The sequence below is a fragment of the Prauserella sp. PE36 genome (assembly GCF_003311655.1).
In the GTDB taxonomy this organism is placed as follows: domain Bacteria; phylum Actinomycetota; class Actinomycetes; order Mycobacteriales; family Pseudonocardiaceae; genus Prauserella_A; species Prauserella_A endophytica.
In genome coordinates this window covers 96846-114191 of sequence record NZ_QEQT01000049.1, presented here as the reverse complement: position 1 = coordinate 114191, position 17346 = coordinate 96846, and the positions used below count along the sequence as shown (strand labels likewise).

Here is a 17346-nt window from a genome sequence, read left to right as displayed (position 1 = left end):
GTTGCGCATGAACACGTTGGATCAGCGAATCGTTTCGTGCCTTGTCTCCAACGCGCGGTCGAGCTACGCGGAGATCGGCAAGGTGGTGGGGCTGTCGGCTCCCGCGGTGAAACGCCGGGTCGACCGGCTGGTCGACACGGGCGTACTGCGCGGCTTCACGGCGGTGGTGGATCCCGAGGCGCTCGGCTGGGGCACCGAGGCGTTCGTGGAGGTCCACTGCCAGGGCAACGTCTCACCTGCCAGGATCCGCACGCACCTCGAACCACTGCCCGAGGTCGTTGCGGCCTACACTGTGTCCGGAGCAGCCGATGCGATCGTGCACTTGCGGGCAGCCGACATTCACCACCTCGAATCCGCGTTGGAGCGACTACGCGGGTTGGAGATCATCGACCGCACCGTGTCCACCGTGGTGCTCTCGACCCTGCTGGAGCGGCCGCCGAACCCTGAGACGTGATCTCATGCACTGGGATCCGCCGGGCCGCCACCGCCGCTCGCTGGTAAGGCAGATCACACCGCTCTCGGCCCCACCCAAACAGCAAGTAATCTCGAAGTATTAGCGCTGTGCGCGCCCAGTCGTGAGAGAGGGATTTCCTGGCCCATGAGCACGAGTGCGAACGGCAGTGGCACCGGCGCGCTGTCGGCGACGCGACCCACCGAGGTCAGCCAGCTCGATCGAGTCGTCATCCGCTTCGCCGGTGACTCCGGCGACGGCATGCAGCTGACGGGCGACCGGTTCACCTCGGAGGCGGCGGCCTTCGGCAACGACCTGGCGACCCTGCCGAACTTCCCCGCCGAGATCAGGGCGCCCCAGGGCACGATCCCCGGCGTGTCGAGCTTCCAGGTGCATTTCGCCGACTACGACATCCTCACGCCCGGCGACCGCCCCGACGTGCTGGTGGCGATGAACCCCGCCGCGCTGAAAGCGAACCTCGGCGACGTTCCACACGGTGGGACCGTCATCGTCAACACCGACGAGTTCTCCAAGCGCAACCTCACCAAGGTCGGTTACGACTCCGACCCACTCGCCGACGACTCGCTCTCGGCGTACGAGGTGCACCGCGTGGCGATGTCGACCCTCACGCAGGGCGCGCTCGCCGACACCGGCCTCGGCAAGAAGGACGCCGAGCGCTGCAAGAACATGTTCGCGCTGGGCCTGCTGTCGTGGATGTACCACCGGCCGACCGAGGGCACCGAACGCTTCCTGCACGAGAAGTTCGCCAAGAAGCCCGACATCGCCGAGGCCAACATCCTGGCCTTCCGCGCTGGCTGGAACTACGGCGAGACCACAGAGTCGTTCGCGACGACGTTCGAGGTGGCCCCCGCGAAGCTCGAGCAGGGCACCTACCGGCAGATCACCGGCAACACGGCGCTCGCCTACGGCATCGTCGCGGCCGGCCAGCTCGCCAAGCTGCCGATCCTGCTCGGCACCTACCCGATCACCCCGGCGTCGGACATCCTGCACGAGCTGTCGAAGCACAAGAACTTCGGCATCACCACGTTCCAGGCCGAGGACGAGATCGCCGGCATCGGCGCCGCGCTCGGCGCCGCCTACGGCGGTGCGCTGGGAGTCACCTCCACCTCGGGCCCCGGGATCGCGCTCAAGTCGGAGACCATCGGCCTCGGCGTGATGACCGAACTGCCGCTGATCGTGATCGACGTGCAGCGCGGTGGGCCCTCGACGGGTCTGCCGACCAAGACCGAGCAGGCCGACCTGCTGCAGGCGATGTTCGGCCGCAACAGCGAGTCGCCGGTGCCGATCATCGCGCCGTGCTCGCCGGCGGACTGCTTCGACGCAGCGCTCGAGGCCACCCGGATCGCGCTGACCTACCGCACCCCGGTGCTGCTGCTGTCCGACGGCGCGATCGCCAACGGCTCCGAGCCGTGGCTCATCCCCGATGTCAGCACGCTGCCGGACCTCTCGGTCGAGTTCGCCACCGAACCGAACGCGCCGGACGGCTCCGGTGAGCACTGGCCGTACGTGCGCGACCCGGAGACGCTGGCCCGCGAGTGGGCGGTGCCCGGCACGCCTGGTCTGCAACACCGCATCGGTGGCCTCGAGAAGGCCGACGGCAAGGGCAACATCTCCTACGACCCCGACAACCACGAGAAGATGGTGCGGCTGCGCCAGGCCAAGGTCGACGGCATCGACGTGCCCGACGTCGTGGTCGACGACCCTTCGGGTGGCGAGGCGCGCGTGCTGGCACTGGGCTGGGGCTCGTCCTACGGACCGATCGGCGCGGCGGCTCGGCGGGTCCGCAAGAAGGGCCTGCCGATCGCGCAGGCGCACCTGCGCCACCTCAACCCGCTGCCCGCGAACCTCGGCGAGGTCCTCTCCCGCTACGACACGGTCGTGGTGCCGGAGATGAACCTCGGCCAGCTGGCGATGCTGCTGCGCGCCAAGTACCTCGTGGACGTCAACTCCTACACGAAGATCGCCGGGCTTCCGTTCAAGGCCGAGGAGCTCGAGGGCGTCTTCACCGACATCATCACCAGCAGCAAGGAGGTCGCGCGCTGATGACCGCCACCGACCTTGGCCTACCCCGTCTCGGCGGGCTGGACCTCGTCCCCACGACGGACGAACCGCAGAAGGCCAAGGACTACAAGTCCGACCAGGAAGTGCGCTGGTGCCCCGGCTGCGGCGACTACGTCGTGCTCAACACCATCCAGTCGTTCCTGCCGACGCTGGGCCTCAAGCGCGAGAACATCGTGTTCGTGTCGGGCATCGGCTGCTCCAGCCGCTTCCCGTACTACATGAACACGTACGGGATGCACTCCATCCATGGCCGGGCCCCCGCGATCGCCACGGGCCTCGCCACCACTCGTCCGGACCTCTCCGTGTGGGTCGTGACAGGTGACGGCGACGCGCTCTCCATCGGAGGCAACCACCTGATCCACACGCTGCGCCGCAACGTCAACCTCAAGATCCTCCTGTTCAACAACCGGATCTACGGGCTGACCAAGGGCCAGTACTCGCCGACGTCCGACCAGGGCATGGTCACCAAGTCCACCCCCATGGGCTCGCTGGACACGCCGTTCAACCCCGTCTCGCTCGCGATCGGCGCGGAGGCGTCGTTCGTGGGCCGCGCGCTCGACAGCGACAAGAAGGGCCTCACCGAGGTACTGACCGCCGCTGCCCAGCACCGCGGCTCCGCGTTCGTGGAGATCTACCAGAACTGCCCGATCTTCAACGACGGTGCGTTCGACGTGCTCAAGGACAAGGACGAGGCCGCCCAGCGGATCATCCCGCTCAAGCCGGGCGAGCCGATCCGCTTCGGCCCCGAGGGCGAGTACGGCGTCACGCGCAGCGGCTGGGGCGGCTTCGAGGTCGGCAAGGTCGCCGACATCGGCGAGAACGACCTCGTGGTCCACGACCCGACGATCCAGGACACGTCCTACGCGTTCGCACTGTCCCGGATCGGCGACCAGAACCTCAACCATACGCCGACCGGCATCTTCCGCCAGGTCGAGCGGCCCACCTACGACGACCAGGCCCGCGCACAGGTCGAGCAGGCCGCACAGGCCAAGGCCCCGAACCTGCAGGCCCTCCTCACCGGCAAGGACACCTGGACGGTCGCCTGACCCCGCTGGGCCCACCAACGCCCCCCAAGGCCACCTTTGTTGCGCTCAACGCAACAAAGGTGGCCTTGGGGGGCTTTTGAGGACTGCGCCGGTGGAGCTTCTACGACAGCGGGCGGAAGCCGACGCGCTCGGCGTCGGCGGGCGTGCGGAACCACACCTCGGCCACCATGCGTGGGAACTGCGCCGAGTCCTCCGTGCAGTAGCGCAGCGCCGTGACGCTGGCCTTGACGGCGAACTCCTCCGACGGCCTCCCACCACCGGGACGCGGCATCGCCGAGCCGGGTCCGAAGGGACCAGGGGGAAGTTCACTGTCCGGTGTGGACTCACGGGCAGGCGGCGCCGCGCCGCCGGGGGCTACCGCGGGCTCGAAGAGCGAGCCGCTGTGCATGCCGCCATCGGACTCCGGCTCCCGCCGCTCGACCGGACGCATCGAAGGCTGGATCGGCCTCGGCGGCTCGAACCCACCGAGCGGCGACTTCCTCGGCTGGCGCTTGGGCAGCACCTGCGTCTGCTCAACGGCGTCCTCGGCATCGGGCGTGGCACCGGGCTCGCCGAAGGCGTACGTCGGTGGGGCCTCGGGCTCCCGGCGCTCCGGCTCGGGCTGCTCGTCCTCCAGGTCGAACGGCACCGGTTCGAACAGGCTGGGGGCCTTGCGGGGAGCCGGGCGAGGTTCCGGTTCGGGCTGCGGTTCAGGCTCCGGCTCGCGGTAGGCCTCTGGCTCCTCGTACCGCTCGGGCTCGCGATAGGGCTCGGGCTCGTGGTGCGGCTCGGGCTCCCGCTCGCTGTGCCGGCCGGCAGGCTGCTCCTCGTACGGCTCCGGCTCGCTGTGGTCAGCCGGCTGCTCCTCGGGCTGCCCGTGCCGTCCCTGCCCGGTGTCGCGGCCGCCGTCGAGGACCGAGGAGACGCCGGCCTGCTCCTGCGGCTCCAGGTCCCACGGCTGGTCGGCCAGGTGGAAGTCGTCCTCGGCGGGCTGCCGCTCATCCTGCTTCGGCTGCCGCGACCGGTACTCCTGGAGGCTGTCGCGCTCGGGCCAGTCGGTCACCGGGGCGATGTGCTGCGTCATCTCGGCGGCCTCGGGCTCCGACTCGGCAGGCTCGAAGTGGCGGGTCGACGGCATGGGTGCCACCGGCTCCTCCGCCTCCCGCTCAGCCGGGGGCGCGAGCGTCCTGGTCTCGGGAGCCGGAGCCGGAGCGTTGACCGGGGCGGGAACGGGTGCGCTCTCGGCCGCGGCGAGTCTGCGCTCCAGCTCTCGGATGCGCTTCTGGGCCGGCTTGACCAGGAAGAGCCAGGCCAGCAGAGCGCCCAGCACGAACGCCACCGCGCTGAACACCCAGACCTGCCCGAAAATGGACATACTCGCGCTGTCCTCCCTAGTGGGTGCGTGCGACGAGGTAGTCGGCCACCGACTCGCAGGCATCCCGCGCCGGAGACGGCGGCAACGCTGCCAGCTCCGTCCTCGCGCGCTGAGCGTAGTCGGAAAGGGTGGCCCTCGCGCGCTCGAGACCGCGCGACGTGCGAAGCAGGCCGAGCGCCTCCTCGATCAGCGCGTCGTCGTCGAGTGGCCCGCGAAGCAGCTCGGCAAGCCTCGGGTCGGGCCGGTCCTCGGCGAGCTCGTACAGCATCGGCAGTGTGCGCACGCCCTCGCGGAGGTCGGTGCCCTGCGACTTGCCCAGCTCGTGGGACGGCGAGTCGATGTCGATGATGTCGTCGGAGATCTGGAACGCGGTACCGATGATCTCGCCGAAGCGGCGCAGCGCGTCGATGTGCTCCTGCGAGGCGTCGGAGAGCATCCCGCCGAAGCGGCCGGCCGTGGCGATCAGGGAACCGGTCTTCTGCGCGATCACCGACAGGTAGTGCGCGACGGGATCCTCGCCGTCGCCGGGCCCTACCGTCTCGCGCATCTGGCCGGTCACCAGCTCGCTGAACGTCTCGGCGGTGATGCGCGCCGCGTCGGTGCCGAGATCGGCCACGAGGCGCGACGCGTGGGCGAAGAGGAAGTCGCCCGTCAGAATGGCGACGGTGTTGTCCCAGCGGGCGTTGACGCTCGGGGCGCCGCGCCGCATGGTGGCCTCGTCCATCACGTCGTCGTGGTAGAGCGTGGCGAGGTGCACGAGCTCGACCGCGGCGGCGGCGGTGATCACCGCTTCACGGCCCCCCTTGCCGAACTGGGACGCCAGCAGCGTGAACAGTGGGCGGAAGCGCTTGCCACCGGCCTCGACCAGGTGCCGAGCGGCCTCGTTGACGGCCTGCACGTCACTGCGGACGACCTCGCGCAGCAGTTCCTCGACGTCGTGCAAGCCACCCGCGAGGTCTCGGAGCAGTTCCTCGTCGGCGATCTGCAGCCCGACCGCGGCGCGCAAGTCCTCGATGGCGCCATCACGCACTGACACGTCGGTTCCGCCCTCTCGGCACTGGGTAACGATCGCCACCAGCCTAATGGCAACGGATCAACGGTCGATGACCCTCCGGACCAGCGGAATCGTGATGCTGGCGACATGTCGGCGCAAGCGCTTGCGCGCCAACCTCGCGGAATCGGCAGTGCGAGTGTGGATAGCGTGCTACGTTGCGAGGACGGGCACAGAGCGTATTCACGGCGTAACGGTCATAGTGGAGGGGGCGCGATGGCCAAGGAAATCCGGGGCCATGCCATGCCGGACCCGAAGGTCTACGTGCCGACCCCGCAGGACCCGGCACCGAACCAGTCCGGCGGCACGGTCCCGTGGGCGTCCCAGGCAGGCGGCAGCGGCCCGAACACGGGCCCAGGCTTCGCCTTCGACGCGGAACAGCTCAAGGCTCTGGCGAACAAGTGGGACGACCTGGCGGACAAGTTCCGCAACGCCCGGGTTCGCGCGGAGATGCTGAATGAAGTCAACGGACCGGGCCTCGAGTACGCGAGTGAGGGCAACGCCGAACGCGTTCGATCCTCGGCCCGCGAACTCGCCCGCGCACTTCAGCAACGCACGCGGTATTGCGAAGACATGGCGGAGCGATTCCGCGCCGCCAACTCGGCGTATCGCGTCGCCGACGAAGAGGCCACGATCACCGGAGGCAAATCGGAAGGGAAGTTCGGGTGAGCGTCCGCTGTGCAACGCCGTCGTGGCGCTGTCTTGCTCTGGTCGGAGCAGCCACCCTCGGCTTGCTACCGATCGCAGCGTGCTCGAATCCGGAGCCCGGGGAGGCCAGGCCAGCAGATTCCTCCACCAGCACTCCGACGGAGACGGCTTCGACCCCCGACTCAGCGATACCTGCTATCGACCAGCCACTCGACATCTCCTACCTACGCGCGGCGCCCTGCGAAGCCTTGACACCCGAGCAAGTCGAAGAATTCTTCGGTGAGGGCAACGTGGCGACACCCGATCTTGAGGCGTCCGCAGGCCCGGAGTGTGCTTGGCGCAAGGGAACTAGCGTATCCGGCATCCACGTCGCGCTCCCCGACGCGACGAACACCGGCCTTCGAGCTCTGTACGCAAACCGTGATGCCTACGAGTACTTCGAAGAGCTCCCACCTGCCAACGGTTATCCGGCCGTGGCTTATCAACTCGACGACAACCGCGCCGGTGGCGATTGCACGGTGCGCGTCGGGACCAGCGACGAAACCAGTGTGAACGTCAATGTCCTGCTCGGCGAGGACAAGGTCGGGCAGGTCGACCCCTGCGAGGCCGCATATGAAGTGACGACCGCGGTGATCGGCAATATCAAGGCAAGGAACTGACATGGCGACCGAAGGACCACTGACCGCTGCCGAGATCTACGAGCAGATCACAGGGGGCGTCGGCACCGACCCACTCCAGTCGGCGCAAAGTGTCAACGCCGACCTCCGCAAGGAGCTGCAGGAGTGTGCTGACGAGGTTGCCAAGCTTGCCGGGCAGATCGACTCCGGGTGGCAGGGTGAGGGTGGGAGTGCCGCCGCCAATGCCGCCTGGCCGCTCGCCAAGGCGTCCGATGTGGACAGCAAGTACCTCGACATCGCCGATCGGGCCGTCACCGACCAGATCAGCGCGTTCGGCACCGTGAGCAACAGCGTGGTGCCCGTTTCCGCCGATCCGCCCGCCATCACCGCAGACGACTTCGTCTCCTTCATGCAGGGGCAGAACTCCTACCAGGCCAAGCTCGACCAGTACAACACCGACAGCCAGGCCAACGTGCAGGCGTTCGCCGCCTACCACCAGGCCAGTACCGCCAACGGCGAGACCATGCCCGCCAGTTACGCCTCCCTCGCTGGCCTCGGCGCACCCGTCGGCCTCATCGACGGCGCCTCCGGCAAGGAAGCCACCACGACGAGGGACACCACCTCGGCTCCCGTCGTCGGCGGCGTGCGGCCCGCTCCGGTCACCGGTGGAAGCGTCGACAGCCCTCAGGGGAGGCCGGTCGGCAGCACCACCACGCCGGTCGGCAGCACCGGCGGCAGGGTCGGCGACGTTCCAGGGGGCAACACCGGCGGCCACGCCGGGGACACCTCCGCCGACGAGGGCACCCACGCCGCCGCCTACCGGCCCCAGCCCGTCAACCCGCCGGTCACCTCCCAGCCCGACTACCAGTTCGGACCCACCGGCAAGCCCATCAACCACCTCAACACCGGCAACGGGCCGTGGGCTCCGCCCAATCCCTACGCCGGCTACCCACCCGCCCCCGGCACCGGCCCACGCGCGGGAGCGGGAACAGGAGCAGGACCCGGAACAGGCACCGGCAACGGGTTCGCCCGGATACCCGGCGCACCGGGCACTCCCGGCTCTCCGGGGCAGGGCGGGCAGGCCGCGCCCCCTCCCGGCCGGGCCACCGGCACGGGGGTGCCGGGCGAGACGGCCACCCGCGGTGGCACCGCCCAGAGCGCCGGAGCCGGTCCACGCGGCTCCACCGGCATGCCCATGGGCGCCGTCGGCGGCGGACGCGGCAAGGAGGAGGACAAGGAGCGCACTCCGCCTGCGTACCTGCGCAACCCCGATCCCGACGAGACGTTCGCGGGGCCGGTCGAGAAGATCACGCCGCCGGTGCTCGGCGAGCGCAAGACCAACTAGCCCGTGTTCTGGACGGGTGCGGCAGAGCTGCCGCTGCACACCCTGCTCACGGCCATGACGTGGGCCGGCTGCGGGGAGCCGCACGCGATCTTCTCCGGCGGTGCCCGTTATGTCCCGCCTTCGGCGGCCCGGCGGGTGGACCGCGAGGCGTTCGAGCAACTCACCGAACAGGGGCTCACGGTCGGCAAGGGTCTCGATCCGGACTTCGAGGACGTGCTGCACGTGCTCGACCGGCCACACACCGAGTACTTCGCCCACATCCGCAACGGCGACGCGCAGTACGGCGTGCTCGTCGCCATCCGGGGACGCTCTGCCGTCCTCGCCCGGCACCGCGACCGGACGGTTCACCTGCGCTCGCTCGGCGACCGCGACTACCCGACCGTGCTCGCCGGGCAGCTCCCCCGCTACCGGCCCGCGCACGTCGAGACGTTCTCCCTGCCGAAGGACGATCTCGGCGGCCTCGCCGGACTGCTGGAGAGTCCCCATGGCATGGGCTTTCTGCACGTCGCTCGCCGCGCGGGCGGCGGGGAGCGCGTGGAGGCACCGACGCCCGTCGGCTACCTCGACAGCGACACCGGCAGGCTCGGCTTCGCGCACACCGAAGGCGGGCACCTGACGGTGTTCGCCGGCGAGCCGGGGCAGCTGGCCGCCCGGCTCGCCGCCGTCAGGGCCGGCCTCAGCTGAGGGCGAAGCCGCCGGCGCCCGCCCAGTTCAGCGCGAACGCCGGGAGCACGCCGAGCAGCAGGGTCACCACCACGCCGAGCGTGATCGCGGCCGTGGTGAACGCGCCGGGCACGGTGACCGTCGGACCGTCCGGGGCCGGCTCCGAGAAGTACATCAGCACCACGACACGCAGGTAGAAGAACGCCGCGACGGCGCTGAACACGAGCGCGATCACCACCAGCGGCGCCATGCCGTCGGAAAGGGCCGCCGAGAACACCACGAACTTGCCCACGAAACCGCTCGTCAGCGGGATGCCGGCGAGTGCGAGGAGCAGGAACGTGAACACGGCGGCGAGCAGGGGCGACCGTTTCGCCAGGCCCGCCCACGCCGACAGGTGCGTCGCCTCGCCTGTGGAGTCGCGCACCAGCGAGACCACACCGAATGCGGCGATGGTGGTGAAGCCGTAGGCCAGCAGGTAGAACAGCGTGCCGGACAGGCCGTCCTCGGTCAGCGCCATCGTGCCGACCAGCAGGAACCCGGCGTGCGCGATGGACGAGTACGCGATCATGCGTTTGACGTCGGTCTGGGTGAGGCCGAGCACGGCGCCGATCACCATCGAGATGATCGCGACGCCCCAGAGTACGCCGCGCCACTCCCAGCTGGTCGACTCGAAAGCGACCGTCAGCACCCGCAGCATCCCGCCGAACGCGGCGACCTTCGTGCACGCCGCCATGAACGCCGTCACCGGCGTCGGCGCGCCCTGGTAGACGTCGGGGGTCCAGGTGTGGAACGGGCCCACAGAGCCCTTGAACAGCAGGCCGACCATCAGCAGGCCGAGACCGGCGAAGAGCAGCGTGTCGGAGCGGTCGGTGCCCGCGGTGGCGTTGGCGATGTCGGCGAGCCGCACCGAGCCCGCGTAGCCGTAGAGCAGCGCGAGGCCGTAGAGGAAGAACGCGCTCGCGAACGCACCGAGCAGGAAGTACTTGACCGCGGCCTCCTGCGAGAGCAGCCGCCGCCGGCGCGCGAGCCCGCACATCAGGTACAGCGGCAGGCTCAGCACCTCGAGCGCGATGAACATCGTCAGCAGGTCGTTGGCCGAGCAGAACGCCATCATCCCGCCGAGCGCGAACAGCGCCAGCGGGAACACCTCGGTCTGCATGCCGGTGGAGCCGACCTGCGCGCGGTCCTGCACGGTGCCGGGCGAGATCCCGGCCTGCGCCACGAACGCGCCGCCCGGCTCGATGGACCGGTCGGCGATCAGCAGCACCGCGCCGAGCGCGAGCGCGAGCAGCGTGCCCCAGAGGAACAGCGCGGGCTTGTCGACCGACAGCGTGCCGCTGAGAGTGGTGACGCCGCGTGCGGGCGAGTCGCCGACGTAGGCGCCGAGTGCGACCCCGGCCGCGGCGATGGCGAGCAGGCTCAGCACGACCTGCCCCGGCCACCGCTGGTGCTTGGGCAGGAACGCCTCGAACAGCACGCCGATGCACGCGGCGCCGAGGATGATCAGCATCGGCAGGATGGCCGCGTAGTCGATGGCGGGCGCTTCGATGCGGTCCGCCTGCTGGGCGAGAAAAACGTTCACGGCTGGGATTACCTTTCCTGCACCGCTGTGAGGGTCGCTTCCACCGACGGCGTGACCGTGTCGAGCACCGGCTTCGGGTAGAAGCCGAGGCCGACGATCAGCACCACCAGTGGCGCGAGTACCGCGATCTCCTTCACCGACAGATCACGGATGGCCTTCTTCGCCCCGGCTTCGGGGGCCACCGCCGTCCCAGGTCCCCCGCCGGCGCCGATGAGCGCGTCACCGCGCACCGGACCCGTCATGATCCGCTGGTACAGCCACAGCACGTACGCGGCGGCGAGCACCATGCCGACCGTCGCGATGATCGCGTAGACGGGCCTCGTTTCGAACGAGCCAAGCAGGACCAGGAACTCGCTGATGAACGAGTTCGTGCCCGGCAGGGACAATGTGGACAGACCGGCGATCAGGAGCATGCCGCCGAGGATCGGGGTCACCTTCGCCATGCCGCCGTAGTCGGAGATCCGCGTGGAACCGCCGCGCGCGGCGATGATGCCGACGACGATGATCAGCATGCCGGTGGCGAGGCTGTGGTTGAGCATGTACGTCGCCGAGCCCACCACCGACTGCGGCGTGAACGCGAAGATCCCGAGCGCGATGAAGCCGAAGTGCGCGATGGAGACGTAGGCGACGAAGCGCTTCATGTCCTGCTGACCCGCCGCGAGCACGGAGCCGTAGATCACACCGGCGACGGCGAGCACGAGGACGAGCGGCGCGAGCCGTTCGCTGGCCTCGGGGAACATCGGCAGGCAGTAGCGCAGGAAGCCGAACGTGCCGACCTTGTCGAGCACGCCGACGAGCAGCACGGTGACGCCGATCGGCGCCTGCCCGGCCGCGTCAGGCAGCCAGGTGTGGAACGGCACCAGCGGCGCCTTGATCGCGAACGCGAGGAAGAAGCCGAGGAACAGCCAGATCTGCGTGCTCGCCGGGGCGTCGCGCACCACCTCGACGAGCGTGGCCCAGTCGAAGGTGCCCTGGCCCAGCTCGTCGGAGGCGAGCGAGTACGCGCCGATCGCCGAGGCCAGCATGATCAGGCCGCCGAGGAACGAGTAGAGGAAGAACTTCACCGCCGCGTACTGGCGGTTGGCGCCGCCGTAGCCACCGATGAGGAAGTACATCGGGATCAGCATGATCTCGAAGAGCACGTAGAACAGGAACACGTCGGTCGCCGCGAACACGGCGATGGTCAGCGCCTCCTGCACCAGCACCAGCGAGAGGAACCCGCCCGCGCTACGCCCCTCCGGCAGCTTCCCGGTGGAGTTCAGCGTGCCGATGATGATCGGCACCAGCAGCGCGATCACGGCGATCATGATGAGCGAGATGCCGTCGGTGCCGAACGAGATGTGGATGCCGAAGGTCGGGATCCACTCCATCGAGGACGCCTGCTGGATGCGCTCGCCCGCCGGGTCGTAGGCGAGCCAGAACGGCACGATCAGCGCGAGTTCCGCAATGGACACCGCGAGCGCGGCAAGCGTCGCCAGCCGGTCGTTGGACCGCAGCCCGGCGACGACGAGCGCGCCGGCCAGCGGCAGCAGGATCAGGGCCAGTAGCCAGGTCATGAGAACCTCACCATCAGCAGTGCGGCGACGATCAGCACCGAGCCGCCGAGCATCGACAGCGCATACGAGCGGACGAACCCGGTCTGGAGTCTGCGCATTCGGCCCGACCCGCCGCCGAGCGCGGCGGCGAGCCCGTTGACCGCGCCGTCAACGCCCCGGTTGTCGAGGAACACCGCGAAGCGCGTAGCCCACAGGCTCGGCGTGGCGACCAGCGCCTCGTTGAGCGCGTTGCCGTACAGGTCCTTGCGAGCGGCCCGCACCGGCCACGCCACGTTCCGCGGACGCTCGATCGCGGTGTCCCTGCGGCCGAACAACATCCAGGCGAGGCCCACACCGAGCGCGGAGATCAGCACGGTGAGCCACGGGACGAGCGCGTGCGGCAGCACGCCGTGCTCGCCCTCGGCCAGTTCGCCCACCGAGGGCGCCAGGAAGTCGGCGAGCGTGTCGCCGCTGATCAGCAGCGCACCGGCGGCGACGGAGCCCACCGCGAGCACGATCATCGGCGCGGTCATCACCGCGGGCGACTCGTGCGGGTGGAACTCCCTGCCGTCGGCCGACTTCGCCTGGCGCCAGCGCTCCTTGCCGAAGAACGTCAGCAACACAAGGCGGGTCATGTAGAAACCGGTGATCCCGGCCGCCAGCAGCGCCGAGCCGCCGAACACCCAGCCGCGCCAGCCTTCCTGGCCGAACGCGGCCTCGATGATCGCGTCCTTGGTGTAGAAGCCGGACAGGAACGGGAAGCCGATGATCGCGAGGTAACCCAGTCCGAACGTCGCGAACGTGATCGGCATCTTCTTGTAGAGGCCGCCGAACTTGCGCATGTCGACCTCGTCGTTCATGGCGTGCATGACCGAACCGGCCCCGAGGAAGAGCCCCGCCTTGAAGAAGCCGTGCGTGAGCAGGTGCGCGATGCCCAGCGCGTAGCCGAACGGGCCGAGCCCGACGGCCAGCATCATGTACCCGATCTGGCTCACCGTGGAGTACGCGAGCACCTTCTTGATGTCGTCGTAGGCACAGCCGATGATCGACCCGAGCAGGAGCGTGAACGCGCCGACTAGGGTGACGACGAGCCTACCGTCCTCGGTGAGGTTGTAGATCGGCGCCGAGCGGGCAACGAGGTAGACCCCGGCGGTCACCATCGTCGCCGCGTGGATCAGGGCCGACACCGGGGTGGGGCCCTCCATCGCGTCTGGCAACCACGCCTGCAGTGGGAACTGGCCCGACTTGCCGCACGCGCCGAGCAGAAGCAGCAGGCCGATCGCGGTGACCACGGCAGGCGAGACGTCGCCGATGCCCGCGAACACCTCTTCGTAGCCGGTGCTGCCGATGTACTTGAACATCAGGAAGATCGCGAGCGCGAGGCCGACGTCACCGACGCGGTTCATCAGGAACGCCTTCTTCGCCGCGGTGGCCGCGGACGGGCGGTCCTGGTACCAGCCGATCAGCAGGTAGGACGCGAGGCCGACACCCTCCCAGCCGAGGTACAGCGTCACGAAGCTGTTACCCAGCACCAGTACGAGCATCGAGGCGACGAACAGGTTCAGGAAGCCGAAGAACCGGCGCCGGTCGGCGTCGTCGGCCATGTAGCCGATCGAGTAGATGTGGATCAGCGACCCGACACCCGTGATCAGCAGCACGAACGTCACCGACAGCGCGTCGATGCGCAGTCCGAAGTCGACCTGCAGCGCCTCCACCGGGATCCACGAGTAGACCGTGGTGTCACCGGCCTGCTCGAAGGACTCGGAGAAGAACAGCACCAGGCCGTAGACGAACGACGCGATGACCGTCGCGCACCCGAGCAGGTGCCCCCACGCGTTGGTCCGCTTACCGCCTGCCAGCAGGATGAGCGCGCCGAGCGCCGGGAACGCGACCAGCAGCCACGATGATGCGATCAAGGTTGGTCCCCTAGTACTTCAGGAGGTTGGTGTCGTCGACCGAGGCCGAGCGGCGGGTGCGGAAGATCGCCATGATGATCGCGAGCCCCACCACGACCTCTGCGGCGGCGACGACCATCACGAAGAACGCCATCACCTGGCCGTCGATGTCGCCGTTGATGCGCGCGAACGTCACGAGGGTGAGGTTCACGGCGTTGAGCATCAACTCGATGCACATGAACACGACGATCGCGTTGCGCCGCACCAGCACGCCGACGGCGCCGATGGTGAAGAGCAGCGCCGACAGCAGCAGGTAGTACGTCGGTGTCATCGGTCGCCGTCCTCCCTCTCGGCCTCGGCGGACTTCGCGGCGTCCTGCTCGGAGCCCACCAGCGCGTGCGCGTCGGGCTGCGGCGTCTCGCCGGTCACCTGCTTGCGCTCGGCCTCCAGCCGGGCCGCGGAGGTCGACTCGATGAGCTCGGACAGCGACTCGGGTGCCACGGAGCCGTCGGGCAGCAGCGCGGGCGTCGCGACGGAGTTGGAGGTGGCGAACACGCCGGGGCCGGGCTTCGGCGACGGGCGCTCGTACTCACCGCGGAACCTGGCCACCACCAGCTCACGCTGGGAGCGCTTGCCCGTCTTGGCGTGCCGATCGGTGAACGTGAGCACCATCGCGCCCATCCCAGCGGTGATCAGCAGCGCCGACGTGAGCTCGAAAGGGAACAGGTAGTCGGTGAAGATCAGCCTGCCGAGGCCCCCAGCGCCACCGCCCTCCGGCGACCACGGGTCGAGCGGCGGCGCGGGGGTGACGTCGGTGAGCGCCCGGGTGAGCGCGCCCGCGAGCACCCCGGCGACGCCGATGCCGAGCACCGCCGCGGTGAGCCGTTGCCCGCGCAGGACCTCGACCACCGAATCCGACGACTCCCTGCCCACCATCATGAGCACGAACAGGAAGAGCATCATGATCGCGCCGGTGTAGACGATGATCTGCGTGAAGCCGAGGAACGGCGCCTGCTGGATCAGGTAGAGCATCCCGAGCGAGAGCATCGTGAGCACGAGCCACAGCGCCGAGTGCACCGCGTTGCGGGCGAAGATCATGCCCAGCGCACCTGCGACCGCGATCGGCCCCAGTACCCAGAACGAGATGGCCTCCCCGGTGGAGACGGTCGCCTCGGCGCCCGCCTGCGCGAGGAAAAGAGCACTCTGCGTCATCACTGCATGGCCTTCTCTTCGGACGTCTCCACGGTCTCGCCGGACGGGACACCGCGGCCGCGGGCCAGTTCGGGGCCGTGCACGTAGTAGTCCTGCTCGTCGTCGCCGAGCCGCATCGGGTGCGGCGGCTGCTCCATGCCTGGCAGCAACGGCGCGAGCAGGTCCTCCTTGGTGTAGATCAGCTTCTGCCGGTCGTCGTCGGCCAGCTCGTAGAAGTTGATCATCGTGAGCGACCGGGTCGGGCACGCCTCAACGCAAAGGCCGCAGCCGATGCAGCGGAGGTAGTTGATCTGGTAGTCCTTGCCGTACCGCTCACCCGGCGAGTAGCGCTCCTCGTCGGTGTTGTCGCCGCCCTCGACGAAGATCGCGTCGGCGGGACACGCCCAGGCGCACAGCTCGCAGCCGACGCACTTCTCCAGCCCGTCCGGGTGCCGGTTCAGCTGGTGCCTGCCGTGGTAGCGGGGAGCCGCGGGCGCGCCGATCTCCGGATACTCCTCGGTGGCCACCTTCTTGAACATCATCCCGAAGGTGACGCCGAAGCCCTTGATGGGATCAAAGATCCCCATCGGAACCCTCCTTGGTCGAGGCGAGCGCGGCGGTTCGCTTGGCGGACTTGGCCTTTGCCTTGAGCGCCTTGCTGCGCGGGGTGGTCTCCGGCACCTTCAGGTCCAGCGGCGGCACCGGGTGGCCACCGCCGGTGATCGGTACCGAGTCGTCGTCCTCCACGCGCTTCTCCGGGATCAACAGCGTCAGCAGCACGACCACCACGATGGCGATGCCGCCGATCACGAGGATCTGCCCCGTGGAGACGTTGCCGTCGTTGCGGATCGCTCGCACCAGTGCGATGAGCACGAGCCACACGAGGCCGGCGGGCACGAGGACCTTCCAGCCCAGCTTCATGAACTGGTCGTAGCGGAAACGCGGGAGTGTGCCGCGCAGCCAAATGAAGCCGAAGAGCAGCACGGCCATCTTGGCGAAGAACCAGAGGACCGGCCACCAGCCCTGGTTGAGCGGCGAGTCGAGCCCGACGAACGGGAACATCCAGCCGCCGAGGAACAGTGTGGTCGCGAACGCCGAGACGATCACCATGTTCGTGTACTCGGCGAGGAAGAACATCGCGAACTTCATCGAGCTGTACTCGGTGTGGAAGCCGCCGACGAGCTCGGACTCGGCCTCGGGCAGGTCGAACGGCGCGCGGTTGGTCTCGCCGACCATCGAGATCAGGTAGATCACGAAGCTCGGCAGCAGCAGGTAGAAGTACCAGCCGCTGGCCTGCGCTTCCACGATGTCACCGGTGGCGAGCGACTGAGCGTAGAGCGCCACGCCGATGATGGCCAGACCCATCGCGATCTCGTAGGAGATCACCTGCGCCGCCGAGCGCATGCCGCCCAGCAGCGGGTACGGCGAGCCCGACGCCCAGCCGGCGAGCACGATGCCGTAGACGCCGACCGAAGCGCCCGCCAGCACGAGCAGCACGCTGACGGGCAGCTCCACGAGCTGCAGGACCGTGCGCTCCCCGAAGATCGACACCTCGGGGCCGAACGGGATCGCGGCGAGGCCGATCAGCGCGGGAACCACGGCGATCACCGGCGCGAGGAAGTACACCTTGCGGTCGGCCGTGTCGGGGATGACCTGTTCCTTGAACGGCAGCTTGATCGCGTCGGCGATCGACTGGAGCATCCCGAACGGTCCGACGCGGTTGGGACCGGGCCGGTTCTGCATGCGGCCGACGATCTTGCGTTCGCCGACGATCAGGACAACGGTGAGGATCGGGCCGACGAGCATGAGCACGACGGCCTTCATCAGGATGAGCCAGAGCGGATCGTCCGCGAGCAGCTCCGCCCTGGTCATGGACTCCTGCGCCT

Annotated in this window: 16 protein-coding genes; 7 read left to right on the top strand and 9 right to left on the bottom strand. The window is 69.0% G+C overall.

Annotated elements, in window-relative coordinates; genetic code table 11:
- The first annotated feature begins 7 nt into the window (after positions 1–7).
- The 3 genes from DI005_RS10705 to DI005_RS10695 all read left to right on the top strand — a co-directional run bounded on the left by DI005_RS10705 (position 8) and on the right by DI005_RS10695 (position 3579).
- Complete coding sequence (locus DI005_RS10705) at positions 8–454, top strand: Lrp/AsnC family transcriptional regulator (protein ID WP_112266550.1); 447 nt, start codon at positions 8–10, stop codon at positions 452–454.
- Positions 455–598: 144 nt separating this feature from the next.
- On the top strand, positions 599–2515 hold the full coding sequence (locus tag DI005_RS10700; RefSeq protein ID WP_113642011.1) for a 2-oxoacid:acceptor oxidoreductase subunit alpha: 1917 nt from the start codon (positions 599–601) through the stop codon (positions 2513–2515).
- A complete protein-coding gene (locus tag DI005_RS10695; protein ID WP_113642010.1) occupies positions 2515–3579 on the top strand; it encodes a 2-oxoacid:ferredoxin oxidoreductase subunit beta in 1065 nt (354 codons plus the stop codon). The genes DI005_RS10700 and DI005_RS10695 overlap by 1 nt, the downstream gene beginning before the upstream one ends.
- 100 nt (positions 3580–3679) lie before the next feature.
- Here DI005_RS10695 and DI005_RS10690 read toward each other — a convergent pair whose 3' ends face one another.
- Together DI005_RS10690 and DI005_RS10685 are read right to left on the bottom strand one after the other, a co-directional pair.
- Entirely contained in the window at positions 3680–4933 is a 1254-nt protein-coding gene (locus DI005_RS10690) for a LapA family protein (protein WP_113642009.1), read from the bottom strand.
- Positions 4934–4949: 16 nt separating this feature from the next.
- Positions 4950–5969: a polyprenyl synthetase family protein gene (locus DI005_RS10685; protein ID WP_112266545.1), complete on the bottom strand. Its 1020-nt coding sequence runs from the start codon at positions 5967–5969 to the stop codon at positions 4950–4952.
- A gap of 231 nt (positions 5970–6200) precedes the next feature.
- On the opposite strand from DI005_RS10685, the gene DI005_RS38170 reads away from it, so the two are divergent.
- The 4 genes from DI005_RS38170 to DI005_RS10670 are packed head-to-tail and all read left to right on the top strand — an operon-like array spanning position 6201 to position 9278.
- Positions 6201–6653, top strand: a complete 453-nt coding sequence (locus tag DI005_RS38170) for a hypothetical protein (protein ID WP_158303029.1) — start codon at positions 6201–6203, stop codon at positions 6651–6653.
- Positions 6650–7291: a DUF3558 domain-containing protein gene (locus DI005_RS10680; protein WP_158303028.1), complete on the top strand. Its 642-nt coding sequence runs from the start codon at positions 6650–6652 to the stop codon at positions 7289–7291. The genes DI005_RS38170 and DI005_RS10680 overlap by 4 nt, the downstream gene beginning before the upstream one ends.
- Before the next feature lies 1 nt (position 7292).
- Positions 7293–8594, top strand: a complete 1302-nt coding sequence (locus DI005_RS10675) for a PPE domain-containing protein (protein ID WP_113642007.1) — start codon at positions 7293–7295, stop codon at positions 8592–8594.
- Positions 8595–8597: 3 nt separating this feature from the next.
- Positions 8598–9278 (top strand): ESX secretion-associated protein EspG, encoded by a 681-nt coding sequence (locus tag DI005_RS10670; protein WP_228713612.1) that lies wholly within the window; start codon positions 8598–8600, stop codon positions 9276–9278.
- Here DI005_RS10670 and nuoN read toward each other — a convergent pair.
- From nuoN to nuoH, 7 genes are read right to left on the bottom strand one after another with little or no spacing between them, the layout of a single operon-like run.
- Positions 9271–10839, bottom strand: coding sequence for an NADH-quinone oxidoreductase subunit NuoN (nuoN, locus tag DI005_RS10665; protein WP_112266538.1), 1569 nt, complete (start codon positions 10837–10839; stop codon positions 9271–9273). The two genes, DI005_RS10670 and nuoN, sit on opposite strands and share 8 nt — an antisense overlap.
- A gap of 8 nt (positions 10840–10847) precedes the next feature.
- Positions 10848–12395 carry an NADH-quinone oxidoreductase subunit M gene (locus DI005_RS10660; protein ID WP_112266536.1) on the bottom strand — a complete coding sequence of 516 codons (1548 nt, stop codon included), beginning with the start codon at positions 12393–12395 and terminating at the stop codon, positions 10848–10850.
- Positions 12392–14290 carry an NADH-quinone oxidoreductase subunit L gene (nuoL, locus tag DI005_RS10655; protein WP_113642006.1) on the bottom strand — a complete coding sequence of 633 codons (1899 nt, stop codon included), beginning with the start codon at positions 14288–14290 and terminating at the stop codon, positions 12392–12394. The genes DI005_RS10660 and nuoL overlap by 4 nt, the downstream gene beginning before the upstream one ends.
- A gap of 10 nt (positions 14291–14300) precedes the next feature.
- Complete coding sequence (gene nuoK, locus DI005_RS10650; protein WP_112266532.1) at positions 14301–14600, bottom strand: NADH-quinone oxidoreductase subunit NuoK; 300 nt, start codon at positions 14598–14600, stop codon at positions 14301–14303.
- A complete protein-coding gene (locus tag DI005_RS10645) occupies positions 14597–15481 on the bottom strand; it encodes an NADH-quinone oxidoreductase subunit J (protein ID WP_112266530.1) in 885 nt (294 codons plus the stop codon). Before DI005_RS10645 ends, nuoK begins: the two co-directional genes overlap by 4 nt.
- The gene (nuoI, locus tag DI005_RS10640; protein WP_112266528.1) at positions 15481–16047 is read right to left on the bottom strand and encodes an NADH-quinone oxidoreductase subunit NuoI; all 567 of its coding nucleotides are present in this window, start codon (positions 16045–16047) and stop codon (positions 15481–15483) included. The genes DI005_RS10645 and nuoI overlap by 1 nt, the downstream gene beginning before the upstream one ends.
- Positions 16034–17332, bottom strand: a complete 1299-nt coding sequence (gene nuoH, locus DI005_RS10635) for an NADH-quinone oxidoreductase subunit NuoH (RefSeq protein WP_112266830.1) — start codon at positions 17330–17332, stop codon at positions 16034–16036. The genes nuoI and nuoH overlap by 14 nt, the downstream gene beginning before the upstream one ends.
- Positions 17333–17346: the final 14 nt, after the last annotated feature.